This window comes from Paenibacillus sp. J31TS4 (assembly GCF_018403265.1).
In the GTDB taxonomy this organism is placed as follows: Bacteria; Bacillota; Bacilli; order Paenibacillales; family NBRC-103111; genus J31TS4.
In genome coordinates this window covers 1,748,264-1,773,685 of record NZ_BOSI01000001.1, presented here as the reverse complement: position 1 = coordinate 1,773,685, position 25,422 = coordinate 1,748,264, and the positions used below count along the sequence as shown (strand labels likewise).

23 protein-coding genes and 1 riboswitch are annotated in these 25,422 nt (G+C 62.8%); of the genes, 15 read left to right on the top strand and 8 right to left on the bottom strand.

What is annotated here, in order from left to right:
• The first annotated feature begins 9 nt into the window (after nt 1-9).
• Together KJS47_RS08285 and KJS47_RS08280 are read left to right on the top strand one after the other, a co-directional pair.
• Nucleotides 10-2,688: a phosphoenolpyruvate synthase gene (locus KJS47_RS08285; protein ID WP_213524397.1), complete on the top strand. Its 2,679-nt coding sequence runs from the start codon at nt 10-12 to the stop codon at nt 2,686-2,688.
• A gap of 171 nt (nt 2,689-2,859) precedes the next feature.
• A complete protein-coding gene (locus KJS47_RS08280) occupies nt 2,860-3,276 on the top strand; it encodes a YbjN domain-containing protein (protein WP_213524395.1) in 417 nt (138 codons plus the stop codon).
• 41 nt (nt 3,277-3,317) lie between these two features.
• On the opposite strand, the gene KJS47_RS08275 is transcribed toward KJS47_RS08280, so the two are convergent.
• Together KJS47_RS08275 and KJS47_RS08270 are read right to left on the bottom strand one after the other, a co-directional pair.
• Nucleotides 3,318-4,463 carry an MORN repeat-containing protein gene (locus KJS47_RS08275; protein WP_213524393.1) on the bottom strand — a complete coding sequence of 382 codons (1,146 nt, stop codon included), beginning with the start codon at nt 4,461-4,463 and terminating at the stop codon, nt 3,318-3,320.
• A 274-nt stretch (nt 4,464-4,737) separates the two neighbouring features.
• A complete protein-coding gene (locus tag KJS47_RS08270) occupies nt 4,738-5,061 on the bottom strand; it encodes a 2Fe-2S iron-sulfur cluster-binding protein (protein WP_213524391.1) in 324 nt (107 codons plus the stop codon).
• Nucleotides 5,062-5,340: 279 nt separating this feature from the next.
• Here KJS47_RS08270 and wecB point away from each other — a divergent pair, with 279 nt between their 5' ends.
• From wecB to KJS47_RS08255, 3 genes are all read left to right on the top strand, one after another.
• Nucleotides 5,341-6,495 (top strand): non-hydrolyzing UDP-N-acetylglucosamine 2-epimerase, encoded by a 1,155-nt coding sequence (wecB, locus tag KJS47_RS08265; protein WP_213524389.1) that lies wholly within the window; start codon nt 5,341-5,343, stop codon nt 6,493-6,495.
• A gap of 210 nt (nt 6,496-6,705) precedes the next feature.
• The gene (locus KJS47_RS08260) at nt 6,706-8,283 is read left to right on the top strand and encodes an amidase (RefSeq protein WP_213524387.1); all 1,578 of its coding nucleotides are present in this window, start codon (nt 6,706-6,708) and stop codon (nt 8,281-8,283) included.
• Between the two features lie 233 nt (nt 8,284-8,516).
• Nucleotides 8,517-9,362, top strand: a complete 846-nt coding sequence (locus KJS47_RS08255; protein WP_213524385.1) for an ROK family protein — start codon at nt 8,517-8,519, stop codon at nt 9,360-9,362.
• Between the two features lie 138 nt (nt 9,363-9,500).
• Here the strand turns inward: KJS47_RS08255 and KJS47_RS08250 are convergent, their stop codons facing one another.
• The 4 genes from KJS47_RS08250 to KJS47_RS08235 all read right to left on the bottom strand — a co-directional run bounded on the left by KJS47_RS08250 (nt 9,501) and on the right by KJS47_RS08235 (nt 12,823).
• Nucleotides 9,501-10,238 carry a polysaccharide deacetylase family protein gene (locus tag KJS47_RS08250; protein ID WP_213524383.1) on the bottom strand — a complete coding sequence of 246 codons (738 nt, stop codon included), beginning with the start codon at nt 10,236-10,238 and terminating at the stop codon, nt 9,501-9,503.
• A gap of 218 nt (nt 10,239-10,456) precedes the next feature.
• Nucleotides 10,457-11,194, bottom strand: coding sequence for an ABC transporter permease (locus KJS47_RS08245; protein WP_213524381.1), 738 nt, complete (start codon nt 11,192-11,194; stop codon nt 10,457-10,459).
• A 1-nt stretch (nt 11,195) separates the two neighbouring features.
• A complete protein-coding gene (locus tag KJS47_RS08240; RefSeq protein WP_213524379.1) occupies nt 11,196-11,912 on the bottom strand; it encodes an ABC transporter permease in 717 nt (238 codons plus the stop codon).
• Nucleotides 11,909-12,823 carry an ABC transporter ATP-binding protein gene (locus KJS47_RS08235; RefSeq protein ID WP_213524377.1) on the bottom strand — a complete coding sequence of 305 codons (915 nt, stop codon included), beginning with the start codon at nt 12,821-12,823 and terminating at the stop codon, nt 11,909-11,911. The genes KJS47_RS08240 and KJS47_RS08235 overlap by 4 nt, the downstream gene beginning before the upstream one ends.
• 87 nt (nt 12,824-12,910) lie before the next feature.
• Between KJS47_RS08235 and KJS47_RS08230 the strand changes: the two genes are divergently transcribed.
• Nucleotides 12,911-13,918 (top strand): zinc-dependent alcohol dehydrogenase family protein, encoded by a 1,008-nt coding sequence (locus tag KJS47_RS08230; RefSeq protein WP_213524375.1) that lies wholly within the window; start codon nt 12,911-12,913, stop codon nt 13,916-13,918.
• A gap of 13 nt (nt 13,919-13,931) precedes the next feature.
• Here KJS47_RS08230 and KJS47_RS08225 read toward each other — a convergent pair whose 3' ends face one another.
• Nucleotides 13,932-15,110 carry an MFS transporter gene (locus tag KJS47_RS08225; RefSeq protein WP_249716170.1) on the bottom strand — a complete coding sequence of 393 codons (1,179 nt, stop codon included), beginning with the start codon at nt 15,108-15,110 and terminating at the stop codon, nt 13,932-13,934.
• Between the two features lie 414 nt (nt 15,111-15,524).
• Here KJS47_RS08225 and KJS47_RS08220 point away from each other — a divergent pair, with 414 nt between their 5' ends.
• From KJS47_RS08220 to KJS47_RS08180, 9 genes are all read left to right on the top strand, one after another.
• Complete coding sequence (locus KJS47_RS08220; protein ID WP_213524373.1) at nt 15,525-16,292, top strand: C40 family peptidase; 768 nt, start codon at nt 15,525-15,527, stop codon at nt 16,290-16,292.
• Nucleotides 16,293-16,515: 223 nt separating this feature from the next.
• Complete coding sequence (locus tag KJS47_RS08215) at nt 16,516-17,442, top strand: DMT family transporter (protein ID WP_213524371.1); 927 nt, start codon at nt 16,516-16,518, stop codon at nt 17,440-17,442.
• A gap of 80 nt (nt 17,443-17,522) precedes the next feature.
• A riboswitch (guanidine-I (ykkC/yxkD leader) is annotated at nt 17,523-17,619 on the top strand.
• A gap of 114 nt (nt 17,620-17,733) precedes the next feature.
• Complete coding sequence (locus KJS47_RS08210) at nt 17,734-18,081, top strand: DMT family transporter (RefSeq protein WP_213524369.1); 348 nt, start codon at nt 17,734-17,736, stop codon at nt 18,079-18,081.
• The gene (locus KJS47_RS08205; RefSeq protein ID WP_213524367.1) at nt 18,081-18,395 is read left to right on the top strand and encodes a DMT family transporter; all 315 of its coding nucleotides are present in this window, start codon (nt 18,081-18,083) and stop codon (nt 18,393-18,395) included. Before KJS47_RS08210 ends, KJS47_RS08205 begins: the two co-directional genes overlap by 1 nt.
• Nucleotides 18,396-18,671: 276 nt before the next feature.
• The gene (gene recQ / locus KJS47_RS08200) at nt 18,672-20,858 is read left to right on the top strand and encodes a DNA helicase RecQ (RefSeq protein WP_213524365.1); all 2,187 of its coding nucleotides are present in this window, start codon (nt 18,672-18,674) and stop codon (nt 20,856-20,858) included.
• A gap of 155 nt (nt 20,859-21,013) precedes the next feature.
• Entirely contained in the window at nt 21,014-22,696 is a 1,683-nt protein-coding gene (locus tag KJS47_RS08195) for a GAF domain-containing sensor histidine kinase (RefSeq protein WP_213524363.1), read from the top strand.
• The gene (locus KJS47_RS08190; protein WP_213524361.1) at nt 22,693-23,349 is read left to right on the top strand and encodes a response regulator; all 657 of its coding nucleotides are present in this window, start codon (nt 22,693-22,695) and stop codon (nt 23,347-23,349) included. The genes KJS47_RS08195 and KJS47_RS08190 overlap by 4 nt, the downstream gene beginning before the upstream one ends.
• 326 nt (nt 23,350-23,675) lie before the next feature.
• Nucleotides 23,676-24,254: an NADPH-dependent FMN reductase gene (locus tag KJS47_RS08185; RefSeq protein WP_213524359.1), complete on the top strand. Its 579-nt coding sequence runs from the start codon at nt 23,676-23,678 to the stop codon at nt 24,252-24,254.
• Nucleotides 24,255-24,350: 96 nt separating this feature from the next.
• Nucleotides 24,351-24,719, top strand: a complete 369-nt coding sequence (locus KJS47_RS08180) for a VOC family protein (RefSeq protein ID WP_213524357.1) — start codon at nt 24,351-24,353, stop codon at nt 24,717-24,719.
• 146 nt (nt 24,720-24,865) lie between these two features.
• Here KJS47_RS08180 and KJS47_RS08175 read toward each other — a convergent pair whose 3' ends face one another.
• On the bottom strand, nt 24,866-25,084 hold the full coding sequence (locus KJS47_RS08175) for a hypothetical protein (RefSeq protein ID WP_213524355.1): 219 nt from the start codon (nt 25,082-25,084) through the stop codon (nt 24,866-24,868).
• Nucleotides 25,085-25,422 lie beyond the last annotated feature (338 nt).

Genomic DNA, 25,422 nt, shown 5'->3' with positions numbered 1-25,422 from the left:
TGCAGCGGAATGAACGGATACGTGCTTGCGTTTGAGCAGGTGGACCAAGGCAGTTTATCCCTGGTTGGAGGCAAAGGAGCCAACCTGGGCGAGCTGACGAAAGCGGGATTTCCCGTCCCTGCCGGGTTTTGCGTCACCACGGACGCCTACCTGGCGTTCTTGGCACAGAGCGGCGAGATGGCCGGATACTTTGAGCAGCTGGCCGTGGTCAAAGCACACCAGCTGGACCGGATTGCCGAGCTGGGCGGCTGCATCCGCAGCCATCTTTTAACGCTGCCGATCCCCGAAGCCGTCCGGTCCCTGATCCTGGAGGGCTGGCGCCGGGCAGGCGAGCAGGAGTCTTACGCCGTCCGTTCCAGTGCGACGGCCGAGGATTTGCCGACGGCGTCGTTCGCGGGGCAGCAGGACACTTACCTGAACGTAAGGGGCGAGGAAGCGCTGCTGCAGGCGATTCGCGAGTGCTGGGCATCGCTTTTCACCGACCGGGCCATAGCCTACCGGGCCAAGAACGGGTTCGACCACCGGTCCGTCCTTCTGGCTGTCGTCGTGCAAACGATGGTCATTCCCGATGTATCCGGCATTTTGTTCACCGCTGATCCGGTTACGGGGCACAGGAACACGGTCTCGATCGACGCCAGCTTCGGGCTCGGCGAGGCGCTCGTCTCCGGTCTCGTCTCGGCGGACTTGTATCAGGTGCAGGAAGGGCGTCTCGTGAAGAAACAAGTCTCCCGCAAACAAATCGCCATCCACGCTCTGCCGGAGGGAGGCACCGTGACGAAGCGGCTTCCGGAGGAAGAGCAGCAGCGGCAGGCGCTGAAGGATGCGCAGATTCTGCAGCTGGCGGAGCTGGGCGAGAGGATCAAGCGGCATTACGGAACGGATCAGGATGTCGAGTGGTGCTATGCGCAGGGACGCTTCTACATCGTGCAGAGCCGCCCCATTACTTCGCTCTACCCGGTACCGGAAGGGGCGGCGGCGGGGGGCGGCCTTCGTCTGTTCCTCTCGTTCGGCCACCAGCAGATGATGACGGACGCCATGAAGCCGATGGGCCTGTCGCTGCTGCGGACGATGCTGCCGTTCGACAAGCCGTCGGCTCGCGAGGTAAGCCGCGTTACGGCTGCGGCCGGAGGCAGAATGTACGTGGACATAACCGACGTGTTCGGGATGAAGCCGGCGCGGCGCTTGCTGCCCAAGCTCATGAAGGGCATCGACGAGCAGATGGGGATCGGAGTCGAGGATTTCCTTCAGCGGGAGGCGGTTCGGAGGGGCATCCCGCGCCGGCCCGGGCTTCCCCGGCACGCACTTCGGTTCGTCGGGCCGATTCTGCTGCGGGCCGTGAACAATCTGCTGTTCGCTCGGGTGGAAGACGCCCGTCCGGCTGTAACCAGCCGGATGCTCGCATCGTTGGAGCAAGCCCACAAGCGGCTGTCCGGGCAAACCGGTGCCGCCCGGATCACGGCGATTCAGGAGCAGGCCGGCTCGCTGCTCCGCCGGATGTTCCCCGGGCTGATGCCTTATCCGCTCGCCGGCATTCTCTCCTCGCGCCTCATTCGGGCGCTGGCCGAACGATGGCTGGGCGAGGGCGAAGGTGAGGTCATCCATGTGCTCAACAAATCGCTGCACGGCAATGTGACGAGCGAGATGGGGCTGCGAATCGGGGATTTGGCGGATTTGGCACGGCCCTATCCGGACGTCATCGAGCTCCTTCAGGACGGGGAACCTATGCGTTTCCGGGAGCGTCTACGGCTTGTGGAAGGCGGAGACGCCTTCGGCGAGGCGTGGGATCGGTTCCTGGAGGAGTACGGCATGAGATGCCCGGGCGAAATCGACGTCACGCGCCCCAGATGGCGCGAAGATTCGGCGACGCTGCTTCCTGCCGTCGTCAGCCACCTGCGGGCCGTGGAGCAGGGGGAGCACCGGGCGAAATTTGCCCGTGGAGCCGAAGAGGCGGAGGCCGCTCGGCGGCAGCTTGCGGCGAGGCTGCGCCAGCAGCCGTTCGGCTGGTGCAAGGCGAAGCTGATGGACCGGCTGGTGCGTGTCTTTCGCGGGCTGATGGCATTGCGGGAGCATCCCAAATACTTGATGATGCAGCACTTCGGGATGATCCGGCAATGTCTGCTTGAGGAGGGGCGGCAGTTGGCGGCAACGGGCATATTGCCGACCCGGGACGATGTGTTCTATTTGACGCTGGAGGAGCTGCGAAAGCTCAGCCAGGGAGAGCGCTTGGACGGCCTTCGGGAGTTGATAGAGGCGAGGAAGCGGGAGCTGGAGAGGTTTCGTACGCTCACCCCGCCTCGCCTGATGACAAGCGAGGGCGAGATAGTGACCGGCCGCCGCAAGCCGGGGGATGCGCCCGAAGGAGCCCTGCTCGGAACACCGGTATCCAGCGGCGTGGTCGAAGGCATAGCCCGCGTCGTCCTGCGTCCGGAGGAGGCGAAGCTGAAGCCGGGCGAAATCATGATCGCTCCTTTCACCGACCCCGGCTGGACGCCTCTATTTTCTTCCGCCGTCGGGCTTGTCATGGAGGTTGGCGGGCTTATGACACACGGTGCCGTCGTGGCGAGGGAATACGGGCTGCCCGCCGTCGTCGGTCTGGACGAAGCGACGCGGTTGATCCGGGACGGAGACCGGATCCGGCTGGACGGGACACGCGGCTATGTGCTGGTGCTGGAACGGAGCGGGCCCTAAGGATTCCTCTTGGGTTGCCTTTTATTGACTGAATTTGTAGTTCCATTGTACTATATTAGTAATTATTTCAAGAGATAAGGGATGAGGGGCAGGGTTTGGGTTGTTCCCAGTAGGCCCCTTTCCCCCTGCTTTTGCAGCCATCTATCTAATCAACATAATGGAGGAACTCAGATGTCCAACGTATCCCTATTCAGAACGTATCTGCAGCAAATAAACGTACATATGGAAGAAGTGCAGGATGGGGGCGAAGTTTACTTTAGAACGACACAAAGCTTTGAGAACGGAGGATCGGTCCTTCTTGTAGTCTCGTTCAATGATAGAGAGGACCTCGTGGATCTGAACATCTATAACATAGCCAACATCAAAAACCCGTTGAAAAAAGAGGCTGTTCACAGTCTAATCAATGAGTTGAATGTGCAGTACCGGTTCACCAAATTCATGGAGTCGGAGGGGCGGATTTCGGCCCAGTATTCAATGAATGTGGTTCCCAATCAATTAGATCCGGAACAGATATTCAATAAGCTGATCATGCTGCTGCGCTCGGCAGAGGATACGTATCCGAAGTTTATGAAACTGCAGTGGGCGTAGAATTCCCTTCCCCCAACACAACAAAAGATGACGCCTAGGCGTCATCTTTTTTGTTTGGCGAGGCTTTCCTGCACTTCCCCGTAAGACGGAATGCGGATGCCGTCCGGCATGTTGAAGGTGCCGCCGGTCCGGCCGGGCGGCCGGGTCGTGATGCTGATGCTGATCGTGGAGCCGCCGAGGTGATTGATGCCGTTGCCCGTCGGCATGTTGTTCCGGAATTCGCCCTCATAGGCGAGCTTGCCGTTGTCGTACATCTTGCCTTGGCCCTCCATGTTCCCATTCACGAAATCGCCGGTGTAGGCAATCGTTCCGTTCATGTAGAACGTCCCTTTGCCATCATAGACCCCATTCTTGTTGCCGCCTTCGTAGTAGAGAACCCCGTCCGCGTACAACCGGCCGTTGCCGCTCATTTCGCCTGCCGTGAATTGGCCTTCGTAGCTGTCTCTCTGGTCGTCCGTAAGGAACGTGCCGCTGCCGTCGTACTTGCCGTCTTTGAAGGAGCCGATATAGCGCTTGGTTCCGTTCATGTGGTATTCCGTCCCCTGTCCGTTCGGCAGCTCGGTAACACCGTCCACCTGCCCCTTGTATAGGACGGAGCCGTTCGGATAGTAGATGGTGGAGGTGCCGACCTTGCTGTTCGCGGGTACCGTCGTCTTGGAGTAAAGGGAGCCGTCCTCGTTGTAGCCGGTTATTTGAAGCGAACCGCCTGACGTCTTGGCCTCCGCCCGGAGGCTGCCGTTCTCAAAGTACGATCGGCCCGCATACGGCTGGCCGTTCCGGAATTCGCCCTCGAACCGCTTCTGCCCGTTCTTGTAAAAGGCGGTTCCCTGCCCGTTTGCCGCGCCGTTCGTGACGGCTCCTATGTATCGGTAAGTGCCGTCGTACAGCTTGACCGTCGTCTCCTGCGGAGCGGGAGTGGGCGTTGCGGTCGGCTTGGGCTTGGCAGCCGCGGCCTGGACGGGCGCGGCGGATGCCTCCGTTTTCGTCTCCGCCGCGGCTTCGGCCTGCGAGGGAGGGGCTGTAGCCTCATCGGCTGCAGGAGACGAAGAGGGCTCCGCGGCGGCTTCGGGCGTGCCGGAGGCGAGCGCCGAACCGGTTACTTTTTGGTACAGAAGGTAGCCCAGGCTTCCGTTAACGGCGATGAGCAGAATCGCCAGGAGGATGGGCATGCTGTGCTTGAGCTTCATAGAACACCTCGGGAGACAAAGAAGTAGGACATTCGACAATCATTTTCTGTTGCCTACGTTAGCAAATTTTAACAAGGTAGCCAAGCATTATTTTTTTCTTCTGCGCGTGGGTCGGCGGACCTGGCTTTGGACAGAGCGGGTCGGGTCGAATGCACCAGGATCCTGACGGATGGAAACGGCCGGGGTTTAAAAGAAGGGAGGGCGGTGCGGAACCTCGCACGAAAAAAGCCGCCCCCATAAAGGAGCGGCGACTGGCGGTTGGCGCGCCGATGGATCAATCGACGGGCCGCTTGCCCGGCTCAAGGCCGGAGTTCGAGGCGGTCATGACCGGCTTAACGGTAAGGTCGGTATGTACGCGGATTTGGCACGACAGACGAACGTTCGGCTCGGTGATCCCCTTGGTGGTGAGAATGGCGGCCTCCGCCTCGCCGACCGGACCGGCATCGCCCTCCAGCACCTCGACGCGGCAGGTCGTACACCGGGCATTGCCTCCGCAGCGGTGGAGAATGTCCACCCCGTTGTCCTCCAGAGCAAGTACGAGCTTTTGCCCCTCCTGGACGGAGATGGCCCCTTTTCCTTCTACGTGAATGGTTGGCATGTTGGCATGTCTCCTTTCTCTTCTATCTCCTCTATCTTACCCGATTTTGCCAAGGTTGGAAGCATTGCACGGTCGACTCTCGCGGAGAAGCCCGGCGTTCTGTCTCTAAGCGCACTTAAGCTGCCCTTGTTCCAGGCACTATGAGAGCCGGATACGTCCCTCAGCTTTTGAAGAGAAAGCGGTTTCGTAAGGAATCGGAGAATGGTAAAATACGGAAGACGGCCGGCGATTCCGGACCGTTCCTAGTAAACCAAATAGAGACGAAGAGGGGTCATCGAAATGAAAAAGAAAGTGATGGTGATTTTCGGGACGCGTCCCGAGGCGACCAAGATGGGGCCAATCGTGCAGGAGCTTAGGAAGCATCCAGACTGGTTCGACACGAGGGTTGTCGTGACCGGGCAGCACCGCGAGCAGCTGGATCAGGCGCTCGCCGCCTTCGACATTCGGCCGGATCTCGATCTACAGCTGATGAAGGAGAGCCAGACGCTCGCCTACATTACCTCGGCGGCCGTTACGGGGCTGGACCGCTATGTGGCGGAGGAGAAGCCGGATCTCATCCTCGTGCACGGGGACACCCAGACGGCGGTATGCGGCGGGCTGGTCGCCTTCTTCCACCATATTCCGCTCGGCCATGTGGAGGCGGGGCTGCGCTCGCACAAGAAGTACTCGCCCTGGCCGGAGGAGATCAACCGCCGGCTGGTCGACGTATTGACGGATCTGCTGTTTGCCCCGACCGCCCTCAGCAAGGAGAAGCTGCTGCGCGAAGGTTACCCCGCGGAGCAGATCTACGTGACGGGACAGACGGCTATCGACGCGGCTCTGCTCACGAACCGGCCCGATTACGTCTTCCGGAACGAGCGGCTTCGCGAACTGACGGAGAGACCCGGCCGGTTGGTCGCCATGACCGCGCACCGCAAGGAAAACTACGGGGAGCCGATGAAGCAGATGTTCCGTGCCATCCGCCGCCTGGCCGACGACCATCCCGACCTGACGGTCGTCTATCCCGTACATCTAAGTCCGGCCGTACAGGAAACCGCCTACTCGCTGTTGTCCGGTCATGACCGAATCCACCTGCTGGAGCCGATCGATTATCCCGATATGATCAATCTGTTATCCCGCTCCCACCTCATCCTGAGCGATTCCGGCGGCTTGCAGGAGGAAGCGACGGTCTTCCGCAAGCCGCTCGTGCTGATGCGGGACACGACCGAACGGCCGGAGGCGGTGACCGCGGGCGCCGTCTACCTGGCGGGTACGGAGGAAGAAGCCGTATATGAAGCCGCCTCCAGCCTGCTGCGCGACGAGGAGCGCTACAGCCGGATGGCGAGTGCGGTCAATCCGTTCGGCGACGGCCAGGCTTCGGAGCGGATTGTGGCGATTGTCGCGCAGGCTCTCGGCCTCCGGCAGGAGCTTCCGGGCGAATTTCGGGCTGAGTAGAGCAGCCAGGTGAAGGTGGTCCGATCTGAGTCCCGTGTTTTACCAAAGGAAGGGCCGCCGGCAGGCGGCCTTTTTGCCGGCTTGTCTCTCCACGCCGGTTCCACAACGGGCAACGATCCGCAGCTTGAGCTGTTGAAAAAGACTATACAGGGGGATCCCGGAGCCTTTAAACTGAGACGTACATATCTAACATAAAGGGTGTAGGGAAAAATGGGAGTTGCCGCAGAAAGAATAGATTTGCTGCACCTGGGTGCGGCCGAAATGGCCAGAGGCATCCGCGAAGGACGCTGGACCTCGCAAGAGCTGGTCGAAGCGCATATAGAACGGATTGTGGAAACGAACCCTTCGCTGAACGCAATCGCTGTTCCGCTTTTCGAGGAAGCCCGGAAAGCAGCGAAGGAGGCCGATCTGCAAGCGGGGGAGAAAGGAGCGGAACTGGGTCCCTTGCACGGCGTTCCCGTAACGATTAAGGAGTCGCTCGATGTCGCCGGCACCTCGAGCACGTGGGGACTGCCCCATCGGCAGGGCAGGCTGGCGCCGGCTGATGACCCCAGTGTGGCCCGGCTCAAGCAGGCCGGTGCCATTATCATCGGCAAAAGCAACATCATGCAGCTGTTAATGGGCTGTGAATCGGTCAATCCTGTCTTCGGGCGGGTATGCAACCCTTGGCGGCCGGAAGAACGGTCCTCCGGCGGGAGCAGCGGCGGCGAAGCTGCCATCATCGCTGCCGGGGGGTCGCCGCTCGGACTCGGCACCGATGTCGGCGGCAGCATCCGCACCCCGTCTCTTTTTTGCGGCATTCACGGATTGAAGCCTACTCCAGGCCGCGTTCCCTCGGGCAAGCCGGAGGGTATTGTCCATCTCGTGCCGGAAGCGGCGATGATGGCGAGCACGGGACCGATGGCCCGGTGGGTGGAGGATCTTATTCTTGCCATGGAAGTCTTGTCGACGCCGGAATCTTTAGTGCGATCGCCTGTACGAGCGGCACGTTCCGCTTCCATGCAGGGCCTTCGCATAGGCTTCTATACGACAGACGGCATTCTTGCCCCAGCTGCCGCTCTTCAACGTGCTGTTAAGGAAGCGGCAGACGCATTGGCATCGTGCGGCGCCATCGTCAAACCATTCGAGCTGCCAGAGCCCGAATATGCTCTCCACCAGTTTTATTCGCTCATGTCGGCCGCGGGTGCTGCCGGAATCGAGCGCTCCTTGAACGGAGACGAGATGTCGGCACAATTGGTCGGCGTTCATCGGTCATTCGGCCTCACCAAAGGGAAGAAGGCGGTCGTTTCCGGGATTTTGCGCCTGCTGGGCCAAACAATCGCTGGCCGGCATATCATTCCCTATCTGGGTCTAAAAACAGAAGATGAGCGTCGCGAGCTCGTTCGCAAGCGGGAGGCCTACCGGGATAAATTTTTCCAAGAAATGGAGCGGCAGCAAGTCGATGTCTTGATTGCGCCACCGTTCCTCACTCCATCCGTGCAGCATGACCAATCCATTCCGATGTCCTATGAGGGGTCGTACGCGCTGCTGTACAACTATTTGGGCATGCCTGCAGGAGTCGTCTGCACGACTCGCGTCCGCCCGAATGAAACGGGTGTCCGCTCCCGAAGCGGAGACAAGTCCGTACAGGCTGCCTGCAAAGTGGACGACAACAGCGCGGGCTTGCCTGTCGGCGTACAGGTCGCTGCCCCGCCATGGCGCGAAGACCTGGTCTTGGCGGTCATGGCCTGCCTGGAAGAACAATTCAAGCAATCGGAGGAGTATCCCGTGGGCAAGGCGATGGGATAATCGGTCGAGCAAGCTTAATCCTGCTAGCCAGGGATTAAGCTTATTTTTCGTCTATACGAAGTCTCGAGGCAGCGCCCATAATTGCCGAAGCCAACCGCGCTTCTATTGGCCCTCGCGGGGGAACATCCCTTGGAAAACAGGAAAATCCGCAGACAGAGGAGAATAGGATAAAGAGAATCCGGCAGCCGGGACGAGCAGCCATTAGCAAGGGAATGAGAGGGAGGACCGTGACGATGAACAAGTTCGTTGGTGTCGATATCGGGGGAACCAAGATGATGCTGGTGGCCGAGCACGAGGGAGAGTGGATCGAGCACCGGACGCCGACCGGTCATGACCGCTGCACGCTGGCGGGGCTGAAGGAGGAGCTGGACCGCTTCCTGGACCGGCTGCCGTATGAGCCGGATGGAGTCGGCATCGGGCTGGTCGGACTCGTGGCCGGGACGGACCGGGTCGCCTTCAGCGATATGAAGGCGCTGGACGGCGCCACGGCCGCTTATTTCTCGGACGGCCGGTTTCCGGTCCGGCTGCTGAATGACGTGAAGGCCGCTACCATGGCGGAGGCGGCCCATTATCCGGACGCCCGGACGCTGGCGGTCATCATGGCGGGGACCGGCGTGGCGATGGGCGTCGTGGCGGACGGGAAGCTGCTCGGAGGAGCGAGCGGCTGGTCCGGCGAGCTCGGCTACACGATGTTCCCGACCGACGCCGGGACGCAGAAGCTGGACCATCTGGCGGGCGGCGCCGCCATTCTCCGCCAGGCGGGCATGGACGTAGAGACCTTCCTCGCTTCGCTGGAACGCGGGGACGAGAAGGCGGAGGGGATCATTGACCGCGCCGGGTACTACTTTGGATTGACGCTGACCAATGTGCTGCACCTGTACAATCCCGACCGGATCGTCATCGGCGGGAGCGCCGCATCCTACAAGGGCTATCTGGACAAGGCGCTGGCGGTCGCCCAGGAGCTCACACTCAAGGAGCACTGGGCTGCCTGCACAATCGTGCCCGCCCGTGATCCGCGGCGGATCGTAGCGCTCGGTGCCAGAGAGTTCGCGAGACGGCTGGCCGCGGAGCCGAGCTAGCGGGAAGCGGCAAGCTCCATCTTCTTACACCTTCCGGCTTTCCGACAACAAGGCCAGACGAGCGTAAAAAGAGAACAAGAGGCTGCCCGCCGTCATCCGGAAATGACGGGCGGGTCAGCCTCTTGTTGTCCGCTTGCTCTAACCGGCGGACTCCCGGTACGCCGCAATGCCCAGCAGCTCGTCGAGCCCAGCGACGGCAAGCCCCCGCTTGAGCAGGCTCTCGACAAGGCGCGGCATCGCCTTGGCCGTCTCGGTGCAGCCGGCGCTCGAATGCATCAGAATGATCTCGCCGCCGCGAACGTGACGGTCCACGTTCAGGCGGATGTGGGCCTCTTCCTTCTGCAGCCAGTCCAGCGTGTCGAGCGACCAGAGAACGGTCGCGCAGCCCAGACGCCGGGCGGCCTCGATGACCGTCGGATTGGCCGAGCCGAACGGCGGCCGGAACAGAGCGGGCGTACGGCCGATCGCTGCTTGGATCGCCTCCTGCGTCTCTTCCAGCTCCGACTGTACCGCCTCCGGCGCGAGCTCCGTCAGCCGGGGATGCCGGTAGCTGTGATTGCCCACCAGATGGCCTCCTTCATGGACGGCCTGCACGATCTCCGGGAAGCGAGTCACCTGGCTGCCGACGAAGAAAAAGCTGCCTTTCAAGCCGTACTGCGTCAGAATCTCGGCAATGTGGTGCGTGACGGCGCTGTCCGGTCCGTCGTCGAACGTCAACGCGACCTTGGCTGCGTCGGGACCGTTCGTGTACACCGCTCCGGGGTAGGCGGCGGTGAAGCGGACGGCCTGCCGCCTCCAGTCCTCCATTCTCTGTCGGGCTGCGACCTCCAATCGCTCGGACTCTCCGACAATGTCCAGTTGATAGGCTCCGGGCAAGGCGTTCTCCTCCTAGCATGCGAATTGTGGGATTCGTTTCCTTTACTATATCGGAGAAGGAAGCCGCTGGAAAGACCGGCAAAGCAGACAGCCGTCCCGTAACGAACGGTGATGCCGTTCATGCGCATCTGGGGACGCCTCAGATTCCCTGCTCCCTATCCCGGACGTCGAAAGACAACTCAGCCGCGCTGCCCCTGTCCCAGCCCCTTAGTGCTTCGCTATACCGCCTTGCGGGCGAAATAAGCCCAGCCTCCGAGGAAAAAGACGACGAAGCTGCCCATCACGACGGAGAGGAGCGTCAGGGAAGGAAGGGTGAACGCCCCGAAGTCGTAGCCGTTCTGATGCGGCATCATGGCCAGCAGCGGCTGGACCCACGGATAATAAGGAGCGTAGTCGGCCGAATTGGCGACCAGCATGTTCGGGATGGTGAAGACGACGTTGACGGCAAGCGGCGCCGCGAAGCTGGACCAGGCCGTCGACACCGCGAGCTGGAGGGCGGCCAGCGGCAGGCAGGCAAGCCAGCCGCGGCCGACGGAGCCGAGCAGCTCGCTCCAAGGAATGGCACCGCCCCCTCCCTTGGCCGTGCCGATCAAGAGCAGTACGGCGAGGAACAGCAGCTGCGTCAGGGCGACGAGCCCCATGACAAACAGGAATTTGACGATGTAGACCCTCGTCCGCGTCACGGGGAGCGAGAGCAGCTGCTTCCAGCCCCCTCCGGCATGCTCATACCGGCAGACAAGTGCGGCATAGACGCCGGTCAGGAGCGGCAGGAACAGCATGGCGTGCAGGGCGGTCATGAGCGCCAGCGCGATCAGCCAAGGGAACGGTCCGCCGGGCTGCTCCTCCCGCACGCCGAACAGGCCGATGAGCCCGGCAAGGCCGGGGCTGACGAGCAGGAGCAGCCAGATGACCGACCTGCGGATTTTGAGCCATTCGGAACGAATGAGCGCGAGCATGCTACTTCACATCCTTTCGTACGAAATGAGCGAGGCCGGCGGCCAGCACGACGAGGCCGAACGCGAGGCCGCAGGCGACCGAATAGAGCGGCTCTTTCGCGGCGTTGATCAGATAAGGCCACTTCCACGGAAACCAGTCGCCGAAGCGGATGGAGAACATCGAGACCACCATCCCGGCGATGCCGACGGTGAGCGGGAACGCCTGATTCTGGAACGTCACCGACAGCCAGTTCTGCAGAGCAATGAACGGCACGATGGCAAGGAAAGGATAGTAGCATGCCTTCAGCAGAACGCCGTACGGAATGCCCGTGCCAAAGCCGAGCACAATGCCCAGCACGATGGTGCCCGCGGCGACGAGCGTCGTGGAGACGAGCAGGAGCAGCAGATTGAGCAGGAACTTGCCGGTGAATACCTGCGTTCTCGTCACCGGCAGCGCGAGCGTCTGCTTCCAGGAATTCGTCTGGTGCTCAATGCCGGCCACCATCGACGCGAGAATCGCTAGACCGATGAACAGCGTAGGGACCATGAGGATCGTCACATTCTCGATGAGGCCGCCCCACAGATCGTCCCGGTATACTTTGCCGACGAGATAGTCGTAGCGAAGGCCGAAGTTGACCGCCTGCAGGCCGACGACGCCGATGGGTCCGAGAAAGATCAGGAACCAGATGAACTTGCGGCGGATTTTGAGCAGCTCGGCGGAAAGGATGCGCAGGCTCACAGGCTCCCCTCCCCGCCGGTAATCTCGAGGAAGATGTCCTCGAGCGACACTCTCTCCTCTTCGACCCGGTAAACGTCGTGATCCTGCTGCACGAGCGCCGCAACGATGGAGGCGACCGTCCGGTCGCTCACCTCGCCGACGGTCAATCGGGTCTGGTCCCAGTCCACGGGCAGGCCTTTGGCCAGCAGCATGCGCCACGCCTCCTCGGGGCGGCTGACGCTGATCCGGATGGTCGGCTTGGCCTGCCGCCGCAGCGCCTCGATGGAATCCTGGAAGATCATCTGGCCCTTCGTGATAATGCCGACCCGGGTCGCCATCTGCTCGATCTCCGCAAGCAGGTGGCTCGAGATCAGGATCGTGACGCCGTGCTCCCTCGGCATGCTTTTGATCAGCTCGCGGATCTCCTGAATGCCGGCCGGGTCGAGCCCGTTCGTCGGCTCGTCCAGGATGAGCAGGTCGGGCTGGCCGAGCAGTGCCGTCGCAATGCCGAGCCGCTGCTTCATGCCGAGCGAGTAGCCTTTGACCGCCCGCTTCGCGTCCTTGGTCAGCCGGACGATCTCCAGCACCTCGGAGATGCGGCTGCGCGGCACGTCCAGAAGCCGGCGCACCGTCTCCAGATTGTCGATGGCGTTCAGATGACCGTAGTAGGACGGATATTCGACGAGCGAGCCGACCTTACGCAGAATCGAGAGCCGTTCCTTGCGCAGGTCCTTGCCGAAAATTCGGATAGAGCCGACGGAGGGCTTGGCCAGGCCGAGCAGCATCCGGATCGTCGTCGTTTTGCCGGCGCCGTTGGGCCCGAGGAAGCCGTAGATATCGCCCTGCTTCACTTGCAGGTTCAGTTGGTTGACGACGGCTCTGCCCCCCAATTGTTTGGACAGGCCGTTCGTTTCTAGAATCCATTCGTTCATGGAAAATCACCTCGAACCCCACTATACTGGGTCAAGGTTAAAGCCAAAGGACAGGGAAGGTTAAATTTCGGTTAAAGGAGTGGCGAGATGGGAGAACAATCGGAAAAGGAAGCCTACCGGATCCGGTACGAGGCGTTCGGGCCGCCGGAGGAGGTGCTGCGCGGCGAACGGATGCCGGTAGAGCCGCCCGGCCAGGGGGAGGTGCTCGTCCGCATGCTGGCCCGCCCGGTCAACCCGTCGGACCTGCTTCCGGTGCGGGGCGTGTATGCCCACAGAACGAGGCTGCCCGGTATTCCCGGCTACGAGGGGGTAGGCATTGTGGAGGAGACCGGCCCGGGCGTCCCTCGCTCGCTCCTCGGACGGCGCGTGCTTCCGCTCCGGGGGGAGGGAACCTGGCAGGAGCTGGTCCGCTCGGAGGCCAGGTGGGCCGTGCCCGTGCCGGACTGGATGGAGGACGAGACGGCCGCCCAGCTGTACATCAACCCGTTGACCGCTTGGCTGGTCTGTACGGAAGTGCTCGCGCTCCGGCCGGGCGATCCGCTCGTCGTCAATGCCGGCGGCTCCGCGCTCGGCCGGCTGCTGGCGCAGCTCGCACCCGTGCTCGGCTATAGGCTGTTCGCCGCGGTCCGCAGCAGCCGGGACGAGGTGACGCTGCTGGCGCTCGGTGCGTCGCGGGCCAGCAGCGCCAAGGGAGCGGAGCTGCTGGCCGAGGTCCGCGAGTGGACCGAAGGCGAGGGAGCCGCGGCGGCAATCGACTCGGTCGGAGGAGACTCTGGTGCGGAGCTCGCCGCCTGCGTCCGCCCCGGCGGGACGGTGCTCGCGCTCGGCCTTCTGTCCGGGCAGCCGGTAGACTGGGCCTCCGTTGCGCAGAGCACCGGCGTGCGGCCGGCGCTGTTCCACCTGCGGCACTGGAACGCACGTGTGACGCCGGCCGCCTGGCACGGCGCCTTCGAGCAGCTGGCCCTTCTACTCGAGAGCGGCCGGCTGGCGCTGCCGCCTGTTGGCTGGCGCTATCCGCTCCGCGAGTTCCGGGAGGCGCTCCGGGCCGAACAGGCGCGCGCCGGGCGGGACGGCAAGGTCCTGCTCACCCGCTGAGCGGAAGCGGGGGCTAACCGTTCGCCGTCTGGCGCGCGGTCGTCGCCCGGTACAGCCGGAAGACGAGCAGCAGCACCGCCAGGAAGACGGCGGCGAAGCCCACCAGCAGCCAGATCGCGGATTGCGGGCCGGTCTGGTCCATCAGATAGCCGACGAGAGCCGGGCTGACGGCTCCTCCAATGCCGGCGACCGCCGTGATGAGGCTGGTGATGAAGCGGGCGAGCCCGGGGAACGTGTGGTTCGCATACACCATCGTAATGGAATAGACGCCCGACATCATCAGCCCGAGCAGCACGACGAGCAAGTAGCCCACAGCGGGGCGGCCGGCCAGCGTCAGCAGCGCGAGGCCGGCCAGCGCGCCCGCCATGCTCCCCATCAGAAAGGCCCCATACGGAACCTTGCGGATGATCCAGCCGGTGACGAGCCGTCCCAGCACCATCGCCGACCAGAATACCCCGACGCTGAGCGAGGCCGAGGCCGGCGAGAGGGGCATCAGCTCCAGGAAGAGAGAGGGGAGGAAGTTGTTCAGACTCCCTTCCATACCCGCATAGACGAAGATGAGGAGAGAGAACAGCAGGACGAAGACCGTCTTCGTCCGTCTCGTCAGCCCGGCGGGAGGGGGCGAAGCGGCGTCTCCCGCACCGGTATGGTCGGCGCCCTCCCGGCTGTACGCGATCCGGTGCCAGAGCAGAGCCAGGAGCAGCGCCAATATGCCGGTTAAGAGGAACGAGTAGCGCCAGACACCGTTGGCAATAAGCAGGCTGGCGAACAGCGGCATCGCGAGTCCGCCGAGGCCGAACGCCACCTCCAGATGGCTCATGACGACTGCGCGGCGCCGGACGAAGACCTCCATCATAAGCGTGGCGACAACCGTCTCGATGGCGGCCGCCCCGATGCTGTTCACGAAGTTCAGCGCGATCAGCCAGCCAAACGGGGGCAGGGTGAGCATGCCCAGCTGGGACAGGCCGATGAGCAGCGCCGCCGCCGTAAGCACCCGCTTCTCGTGAAGCCGTCTCAGCAGCAGGGCGGACAGCGGGACGCCGAGCAGGAAGCCGGCCGAGCCGGCGAACACGAGCTGGCCGCCGTTCGTATACGTAAGCGAATAATGGGCCTGGATGCTGGGAAGCACAGCCCCGATCGTCGTGATGACGAGACCGCACAGGAAGTAGGACAGCATGGCGGAAGATTTCAATGCGATCCGCTCCTTTCGAACCTCCGGAATCGACTTCGGACACTTCTTTCAGTTTACTTCGGAACGCCGGGGAACACAAAGGAGATTCTCCATCCGTCTCTCCTTTCCGAAAGGATCCAAAGGACGAGTTTCCCCTGATGGAAACATTTACAAGTTTCAAAGAAGAACTTCCTGAACTTTCCTTAAAAACGCTACCAATGACCCATGGCTTGTAAGACTATGGAAAGATCGTCGGAATCGTCCTGAACGGCTCTTGAAAACGTAAGACCATAGGCCTTATGACGCAATGAGTCCCCTGGCGCTGTTCCGAAGACTAGGAAAAATGGTTTACTAGAGTCAGACAAAGGATAGGGTTGTTAGCCTACCCTTTTTTCTTTTGTCTGACTATTCAAACGAAAGGGGCTCCAACTGTAAGTGAAATCCACCAAGATTCTCGCCGCTTCCGTTGTTGCACTGTCCATTCTTGCGGGAAGCGGAGCCGCTATGCCGACCGCGTTCGCCGCTGAAGCCGCCGTTAGCCAAACCGCCCAGAAGGGGACGGTTGTCTCGTCCGTTGCGTTCCGCACTACTTCGTCTCTATCGACCGGATCCCGTATCCGCTACCTGCAAAAGGGAGAGACCTTCACTATCCTCGATAAAGTAAACGGCGGGTACTGGTACAAAATTCGAGACAAAAACGGCGTCCTCGGTTATGTTTCCTCGCTGGCGAAATATGTCTCGGTGTCGGGACAAAGCACGGCGCCGTCCGGAAACAACAGCAAGCCGGCGACCGCGAATCCGACCGCAGATTCCATCATCGCTTATGGAAAAAAATATATGGGCACGCCTTACGTATTCGGCGGGGGTCGGAAAAACGACAAAACGTTCGATTGCAGCGGCTTCACCTCCTGGGTGTTCCGTCATCATGGCATAGCCTTGACCAAGGGCGGCGCGCAATCCCAGTACAATCAAGATCTCGGCAAGGTCATTCCGCGTTCCCAGCTGAAAAAAGGAGATCTCGTCTTCTTCAGCACTCCGGGCACCGTGAACAAGACCGGCGTCAAGAAGATCGGCCATGTCGGCATCTATATGGGGGACAACAAGGTTCTTCATACATATAAAGTAGGCATCGGCGTCACGGTTTCGAGCATGGCAAGCGGCTGGTGGGATACCCACTTCGTCGCGGCCAAGCGGATTCTGTAGCCGCCGGATGCACCGGACGCGCCGGAGGGCGCGTCCCAGCCCGTACGGAGCAATGCCGTACGGGCATTTTGTCGTTTTGCTGCAGGGCAGGCAAGCTGGACTAAGGTGGGCAGGGACTCTTGCAAACGGACGAAGGTGGCGTACAATGAGAGAGAACGCACGTCCGGGAGGGGAAACCCGGCGTTCCGCACAATAAGTTTCAAACAGAAAAGGAGTCTTACCGTTGCCCGCCAAACCGTCTCTACTCACCGCGGTAGGCCTGCTCGCCGGAGTGGCGGCATTGTCCACCTCGGCCATCTTCGTCAAGCTGACCGATGCGCCGGCTTCCGCGCTTGCCGCCTACCGGCTTTTGCTGTCGGCGCTTTTTTTGCTGCCTGTCGTTCTGAGCGCCCGGGGCAGTCTAAGCTCGCTCTTGAAGCTCCGGGGCAGACAGCTCGGCCTCGTGCTGCTCGCCGGATGCTTCCTGGCGCTTCACTATTTGCTCTGGTTCGCCTCGCTGCGCTTCACCTCTGTCGTCAGCTCGACGGTGCTCGTGTCGCTGCAGCCGTTATTCTCGTTCCTCGGCGCCTATCTCTGGTTCGGGGAGAAGCAAAAGCGGTTCGCTCTCGCCGGAGGGCTTCTTGCGATAGCGGGAAGCTTCGTCATCGGCGGGAGCGACCTCGGCTTCGGCGGGACCGCCCTGCTCGGCGACGCGCTGGCGCTGCTCGCCGCTGCGGCGATGGCCGGCTATTTTCTCGTCGGGCAGTCGATACAGAGCGCCCTGCCTCTTTCGGCGTTTTCGTTTACCGCCTATGGCCTGAGCGGCCTGCTGCTCGCCGGCTATTCGCTCGTGCTGGGCGTTCCGCTCACCGGCTACGGGGCATGGGACTGGAGCATGTTCCTGGGGCTTGCGATCGTGCCGACGCTGATCGGCCAGTCGATCCTGAGCGGGCTCGTCCGCCGCATCGGCGCGTCGACCGTCTCGATGGCGATTATCGGGGAGCCGGTCGGCACCGCCATCCTGGCCTACTGGCTGCTGCAGGAGGCCATCACGGTCCAGCAGGTGACCGGCGGCATGATCATGCTGGCCGGCATCGCCCTCTTCATGGCGAACAGCCCGGCCCGAAGCCGGCGGGAGGACAGGAACCCTGCTCCCGTCAGTCAGCCTTGACGGCAGGACGCGCGCTTAGCCCTATGCTGCCAGTGCTCGTCCCTACCATTGACAAATCGCCGGAGATAGGCATAATGGAAGGATAGGTTTCCTAGGGTTCCGCGGCAGTGCCGGTCTGGTCCGAGAGGAAACGCGCGGCGACAGCCGCGTACACGGAGGGGAAAAAGCCCGGGAGGATATCTAACGATATCTGCCCGGGTTTCTTTGTTTGCCGGAGCAGACGAGGGGCACACTAAAGCTCTATCGTCCTCCGCGCAGACAAGCCCGGCGCAGGAACAAGGGGGACACAGCATGAACAGAAATTGGACGATGGTCTTCGTCGCGGGGCTCTTCGAGATCAGCTGGGTGATTGGTCTGAAGCACGCCTACAATTGGTGGACGTGGACGCTGACGGCGATCGCAATCGGGGCCAGCATGGATTTGCTGATCCGTGCGTCGAAACGGCTGCCGGTCGGCACCACCTACGCCGTCTTCACCGGCATCGGTACGGCGGGTACGGTCGTGCTGGAGATGGCGCTGTTCGACGAGCCCGTCTCGGCGGCCAAGCTCCTGCTCATCGCGCTCTTGCTCGGTGGAGTGATCGGGCTCAAGACGATTACGCAGGAGAAGGAAGCCGAGCCGAAAGGAGGGCGGTCCTGATGGCATGGTTCTGTCTAGTGCTTTCCGGCCTGTCCGAGGTGATTGGCGTCTACGGCATCAATCGCGTGAACGAGAAAAAAGGCATACAGGGCTATTTGATTCTGGCGGCCGGGTTCGTACTCAGCCTGGGTCTCCTGTCGGTCGCGATGCGCAGTATCTCGATGGGGACCGCCTACGCGATCTGGACCGGGATCGGCACGGTCGGCAGCGCCGTGCTCGGGATGCTGGCCTTCGGCGAATCCCGGGACGTCCGGCGGCTGCTGTTCATCGGCATGGTGCTGGCGGCGGCGGTCGGCCTCAAGCTGATTTCCTGACCACCAATCGTGCCCTTCGAGAGCCGGCGATCCGCCTGCAAGTTGGGCACGCCGATGATAAGGCCGTCCGCGCAGATTCTGCTCGGACGGCCTTTCTCTTTTGTTGGGGAACCCTGACCGGCTTGTGCGCGGGAAAGAGCCTGACCGGCGGCCAAGCCGGGGTGGCTGCCGCCCGAGCGCCAATGTTCTCGCGCATTGTCAACCGGCCCCTGTTTTGATAGGGTAGAAGAGCGGCTTAAGCCGCTTGATTTTATAAGAATATCAGGTGATTCCGATTTGATAGAACAAGCGAAGCAAGTGCTCAAGCAGGCATTCGGATACGATTCGTTCAAGAAAGGGCAGGAGGAGCTGATCGGCGCCATCCTGTCGGGCAGGGACGCCCTGGGCGTCATGCCGACCGGAGCGGGCAAGTCGGTCTGCTACCAGCTGCCGGCGGCGGTTCTGCCGGGCGTGACGCTAGTCGTCTCCCCGCTGATCTCGCTCATGAAGGACCAGGTGGACGCGCTTAACCAGGCGGGAATCCCGGCGACCTTCCTGAACAGCACGCTGTCGGCGCAGGAGGCGGGCGAGCGGCACCGGGACATTCTGGAGGGCCGCTACAAGATGGTGTACGTCGCGCCAGAGCGGCTCGAGTCCGACCGGTTCCTCCGGCTCCTGGAGGAGATCCAGGTTCCGTTCGTCGCCGTGGACGAGGCGCACTGCGTCTCGCAGTGGGGCCATGACTTCCGGCCGAGCTACCGGCTCATCCGGCGGCTGCGCGACCACATTCACCCGCGGCCGGTGATGGCGGCCTTCACTGCTACGGCGACGGACAAGGTCAAGCAGGACATCATCACCCAGCTTGACCTGGACGACCCGTACCGGGTGACGACCGGTTATGCCCGGGACAATCTAGCGTTCTCTGTCGTCAAGGGAGCCACCAAGCGGGACTTCCTCGCCGATTACATCCGCAAAAACCGCGAGCATGCCGGTATCGTCTACGCCTCGACCCGCAAGGAGGTCGAGGACTGCCAACGGTTCCTCGCCGGGCTCGGCCTCCGCGCGGGCAAGTACCACGCGGGCATGAGCGATGACGAGCGGATGCGGATGCAGGACCTATTCCTGTTCGACGAGCTCGACGTTATGGTTGCGACGAACGCCTTTGGCATGGGCATCGACAAGTCCAACGTGAGGTACGTCATCCACAACAACCTCCCGAAGAACCTCGAGTCCTACTACCAGGAGGCGGGCCGCGCGGGCCGCGACGGCGAGCCTGGCGAATGCATCCTGCTGTTCTCCCCGCAGGACATCGTCACCCAGAAATTCCTCATTGAGCAGGGAGACCAGGACGAGGAGCGCCGGCGGATCGACTACGGCAACCTGAACGGCATGATCGAATACGCCCACACGACGGAGTGTCTGCAGCGGTTCATCGTCCGGTACTTCGGCGATCCGGACAGCGAGCCGTGCGGGCGCTGCAGCAACTGTACGGACGAGCGGGAGGCGGTCGATCTGACGGTCGAGGCCCAAAAGGTCTTCAGCTGCATCGTCCGCATGAAGCAGCGGTTCGGCGTGACGCTTACGGCCAAGGTGCTGAGGGGAGCGAGCGACGCGCGCGTCCGGCAGTTCGGCTTCGACGCATTGCCCACCTACGGCGCGCTGAACAACTACAAGGAGAAGGACATCGTCAACATGATCAACATCATGGTCGCCGACGGCTATCTGAGCCTCTCGGACAGCCAGTATCCGGTCGTGTCTCTAACGGCCAAGGCCAAGGAGGTGCTGCAGGGGACCGAAAAGGTGATGCAGCGGCTGCCCGCGGCTGCCGGCTCGCTCACCCGGGTGATCGACTCCCGGACGGAGGCGCTGTTCGAGCGGCTGCGGGGACTGCGCAAGGAATGGGCGGAGCGCCAGAAGGTGCCTCCGTTCACGATCTTCCACGACGCAACGCTGCGCGAGATTGCGGAGCTGCAGCCGCAGACGATGGACGCGCTGCTTGTAGTCAAGGGCGTCGGGCAGGCGAAAGCGGAAAAATACGGCGACGCGTTCGTCTCGGCGGTCCGGACGTTCCTCGAGGAGAATCCGGCCGAGGAGGGAGACGGCGGCACGGCCCGCATGCGTTCGGCAGGAGAGGCTGGCGGCGGGTCACGGGCGGCGGCCGGGCGCGCTTCCTCCCGGACCGATGCCGACGGACGCGCGAGCCACGAGGTGAGCTTCGCCTTGTGGGAGGGCGGCATGGAGGCCGGCGAGATCGCCAAGGAGCGGGGCATGAGCCTGGTGACGATCCAGGATCATATACTCCGCTGCGCCACCGAAGGACGCGAGCTCGACTGGGGCCGGCTCATTCCGGACGGCCAGGAGCCGCTCATTCTGGAGGCGGCCCAGGAGCTGGGGACAGCCAAGCTGAGGCCCCTCAAGGACGCGCTGCCGCCGGAGGTGGATTATTTCGCCATCAAGGCGGTGCTGGCGAAGCACGAGCTGTAGAAGCAGCCCAGGGCTGGAGCGCCGCGGCGCGGTCAGACGTTCGAACCTCGGTAGGGGGAGGGATGGCGCTTTGTGGGCTGCTTGGCGCTCCGCTTTGAGGACCGCAGGCGCCTCGCTGCTGCCTCATGCGCCTCGCGAAGAAAAGGAGGAGACAGATGACGGCGGAATCCCGGATTCAAGAGCTGATCATTCTGAAGACGATAGCGGAGACGCTGAACCGGTCGAATGAGCTGATCCCCATGCTCAATATCGTGCTCGACAAGCTGCTCGACGCGACCGGCTTCCAGGCGGCCTGGATCTTCCTGGACACGGGAACGGGCACGCCTAGCTTCGCGGCGGCGACCCGGCTGCCTCCGGCACTGGAGCGAGAGGAATGCTTGCCGATGCGCTGCGGTGCCTGCTGGTGCCTGAACCGGTATCGCGACGGCCGACTCGAGAATGCGGTCAACATTCTGAGCTGCAAGCGGCTGGAGGATGCGCTGGAGCAGCAGTCTTACGATACCGGAGGAATTACGCACCATGCGACGATACCGCTCGGTTCCGGCGGCCGGCGGTTCGGCCTGCTCAACGTGGCCGACCGCGGCCGGGAGAGATTCGAAGCGGAGGAGCTTGCGCTGCTGCAGGCCGTAGCGTTCCAGATCGGCGGCGCCATTGAGCGGATGAGGCTGTACGCCGCCGAGCAGCGGAGGGCGGCACTCTATGCGGCGCTCGGCGAATTCAGCCGGGCGCTCGGCACCGAGGCGGGCTCGGCTGGCGGGGCGGAGGAGCTGGCGGCTCGAGCCGTTTCGCTCATCCCTGCCAGCTTCGGCTGGCCGTGCGCGGCGCTGCTGGCGCCCTTGGGGGACGGCTGGTCCGTGCTTGGCTTGGCTCCTCCCCGCGCGGAGCAGGAGCTGGGGGAGCCGCTGACGGGCGCGGAGGGGTGGCCGTTCCACTCGGCCGAATCAGGAGACTCGGCCTCCGTGACAGGAGAGGCCGCGGCCGTATGGGCCAAGCGACTCGGGCTCGACGGGGAATCAGGCCATACGCCTGCCTCTCTCCTGGCCGCAGGCGTCTCACTGGGCGGCCGGACGGGGCTCCTCGTCATCGGCTGCGACATAACGGGTGAGCAGGCTTGTCCCGACCGTGAGGTGCTGGAGGCGCTGGCGGAGCATATCGCCTCTGTGCTCGAGGGCGCGATGCTTGAGGAGCAGCGGCGGGAGCTCGCCCGCTGGGACGAACGCAACCGCCTTGCCAGAGACTTGCACGATTCCGTCTCCCAAATGCTGTTCTCCCTGTCGATGACAGCCCGGGGCACGGAGGCGATGCTGACCGGCATCGCTCCGGAGGAAGCGATGGCCGCGGTCCGGGAGATGCAGGGACTTGCCCAGTCGGCGCTCAAGGAGATGCGCGCGCTCATTCTCCAGCTGCGTCCGGAGGGACTGGAAGCCGGACTCGGCCTGGCGCTTGCGGCATACGGCCGGCAGCTAGGCCTGCGCGTCGAGCTGGAGCCGGGTGGACTTGGACGGCTGTCGCGCGGAATGGAAGAAGCGCTCTGGCGAATCGGGCAGGAAGCGCTGAACAACGTGTGCAAGCACGCAGGGACGAAGGAGGCGCGCATTCAGCTGCAGGTCCGGGAGAACGAGGTTATTCTCCGCGTCGCCGACCGAGGCCCGGGCCTGGCCGAACCGCGCGCTGCTGCCCCAACCGGCCATTCGATCGGCCTCTCCACGATGCGGGAGCGCGCCGAATCGCTGGGCGGCCGGCTTCGGGTGAGCCGCGCCAACGGCGGGGGAACAGTCGTCGAGGCGGCGATTCCCCTGCGCAAGACAAGAGAACCGGAGAAGGAGGAGAACCGATGACGATTCGACTGCTGCTGGTCGACGATCATGCCGTCGTGCGCAGAGGCTTGCAGCTGTTCTTGGCGACGCAGCCGGACCTTACGGTGGCGGGCGAAGCCGCGGGAGGTGCCGAGGCGATCGAGAAGGCGGCCGCACTCCGGCCGGATGTCGTACTCATGGACTTGCAGATGCCGGGCATGGACGGCATCGAAGCGACCCGGCTGCTCAAGGAGCGGCTGCCGGAGGCCAAGGTCATCGTGCTGACGTCGTTCTCCGACCAGGAGCACGCGCTGCCGGCCATCCGCGCCGGGGCAAGGGGCTATCTGCTGAAGGATGTCGAGCCGGAGGAACTGGTCCGGGCCATCCGGAGGGTCAACCAGGGACAGGTGGAGCTGCACCCGGAAGTCGCCGGCCAGCTGGTCAATCTGTTCTCGAATTCTCCTGCCGGGGACGCGGCCGACGTGCCGGATCGTCCGGCCGAGGAGCTGACGAGGAGGGAGCGCGAGGTGCTTCGCCTGATCGCGACGGGCTGCAGCAACAAGGAGATCGGAGCGGAGCTCGGCATCACGGAGAAAACCGTCAAGACCCACGTCAGCCACCTGCTCGACAAGCTGGGGCTCGCCGACCGGACCCAGGCGGCCATCTTTGCCGTTAAGCATGGGCTCGATGCCTGAGGAGGGAGGTAGGCAGGATCGTGCACCTTGTCTACGATCCAAAACCCGGCGTGCTTGCCGTGCCCTTCTTTCCGTTTCCGCCTTTCTCCGACTTTGGTCGGAGGTGAGAGCCGCTAGATTCTCAAGAACGTCCTCCTTTGGACGGAGCCGGAGCTCCGTCCAAAAGGGGACGTTCTTTTGTCCCGGGTTCCGTCTTCCTCCCGACGCGCTCCCCTGCGTTTCCCGGTAAGATAAAAGCACATCGAGCGAGGCGGCGGAGCCGGATTCGCGGCCCGGGCCTCGTCTCGTCGGAATCCCATTATGGAACCAAGGAAGGATGAAGGAACATGAACATTGCCATCTTGACAGGATCGAACCGGGAAGCGTCCACGAGCACGCGGCTGGCGGAAACGCTCGGCTGGATCCTTCAGGAGAAGGGACACCGGGTAGAGCGGATGGACCTGTACCGGACACCGCTGCCGTTTTACAGCCCGGAAGGACTGGCGGAGGGAAAGGATAACGTGGCGGAGCTGAAACGAATGATGAGGGAGGCGGACGGGATCATCCTCGCGACCCCGGAATACCACGGCAGCATGTCGGGCGTGCTGAAGAATGCGCTGGACCATCTGGGCAAGGAGCACTTCAGCGGCAAGCCGGTGCTGGCGGTCAGCTCCTCGGGAGGCGCCGTGGGGGTCAGCTCGCTGCAGCAGATCCAGGCGGTGGTCCGGAACCTGCACGGCATCAACTGCCCGGATTGGCTGTCCATCGGCGGCGCGCATCGCCAATGGTTCGATCCGGCGCGGGAGCCGGGGGAGATCCGGGCACCTGAGATCGAGGACAGGATCCGCTTCGTGCTGGATACGTTCCTGCGGCTCGGCGGCCTTCTCCGGGGCCGGGAGGAGATACCGCAGGCGGCGGAAGCGTAAGAGACCGCAGGCCTCGGGGACTTTGCTGCTTCCGTTGAGGAGTTCGGCTCGTGGGGCGGGCCCCAAAAAAGTTTAATCGGAAAAGGAGAGAGAATCATGGAAACGGCCAGAAACGGCGTCATTCTGTTCACGCAGGAGTATGAGAGGGCGTTGGCGTTCTATCGCGATGTCATGGGGCTGCAGGTTGAGAGGCAGAAGCCGGGGCTGACCCTGTTCGACTTCGGCGGCGCCTATCTGATGGTCGAAGAGGGCGGCAAGGCGTCCGTCCACGAGAAGACGAGGGAGCAGAATCCGACCGTCCTGCGCTGGAATGTGCGGGATTTTGACCGGGCGGTGGAGGAGCTGAGGAGCCGGGGAGCGGCCGTAACGGTCCGCGCGTTCCACTGGGGAACGATCGGCGTGCTGACGGATCCGGAGGGGAACCGGCTGGAGCTGCTGAAGCACGAGGAGCCGGCGCAAGGATAACGAGTGTTGGGAAGCACATGCCGCACCGCTGCTGGCATCCGCCGTTAGCCGAGGCTGGGGGAGACAGACATGCTTGGTCTTGGGGATTCCTCCCCCTTACCGGCCTCCCCTCACGTCCGGAGCCCTTCTCTCAAGAGACGAGTGTCTTACAGAGGCAAAAAGCCCACCTTCTCCACGTTCGCTTTGCAGTCGCGGCAGGCGCCGATCACCTTCCCGCTTCCGTCGGCGTAGAAGGTCAGGCGGGCTGCCCTTTTTTTGCACAGCGAGCAGCGCTGGCCCGACTGGGCCTTTTTTTGGTAGCTGCGGATATCGGTGACCTTGCGGCTGCCGAACAAGCGCGAGAAAAGACGGGACAAGGCGGACATGGCGGGCACTCCTTTATGGATGGATAGACGTTTTTTGGATGGGTAGTCCTTAATGGATGAACGAGCCTCAATGGATGGACCAGACCTCAAAGGATGGACAGACCTAGGATGGAACGGTTCATTTTGGATGAATAGGACCGGGTCTTACGGATGTCTTCATTGTAGCATTGTCCCGTCCGGTTGGTCACTCCCTCGCCGCGGGCCGCCGAGTGCAGAACCACAGCCGCCGTCTGGGGCTAGCAGCCGGCAGCCTTTTTCGCTGAACTCCCAGCTTCTGCATAAAAAGACGTCCCGCGCCTCACACTAAAGGGACTATCTTCCAAACGGGAGGCGAAGGC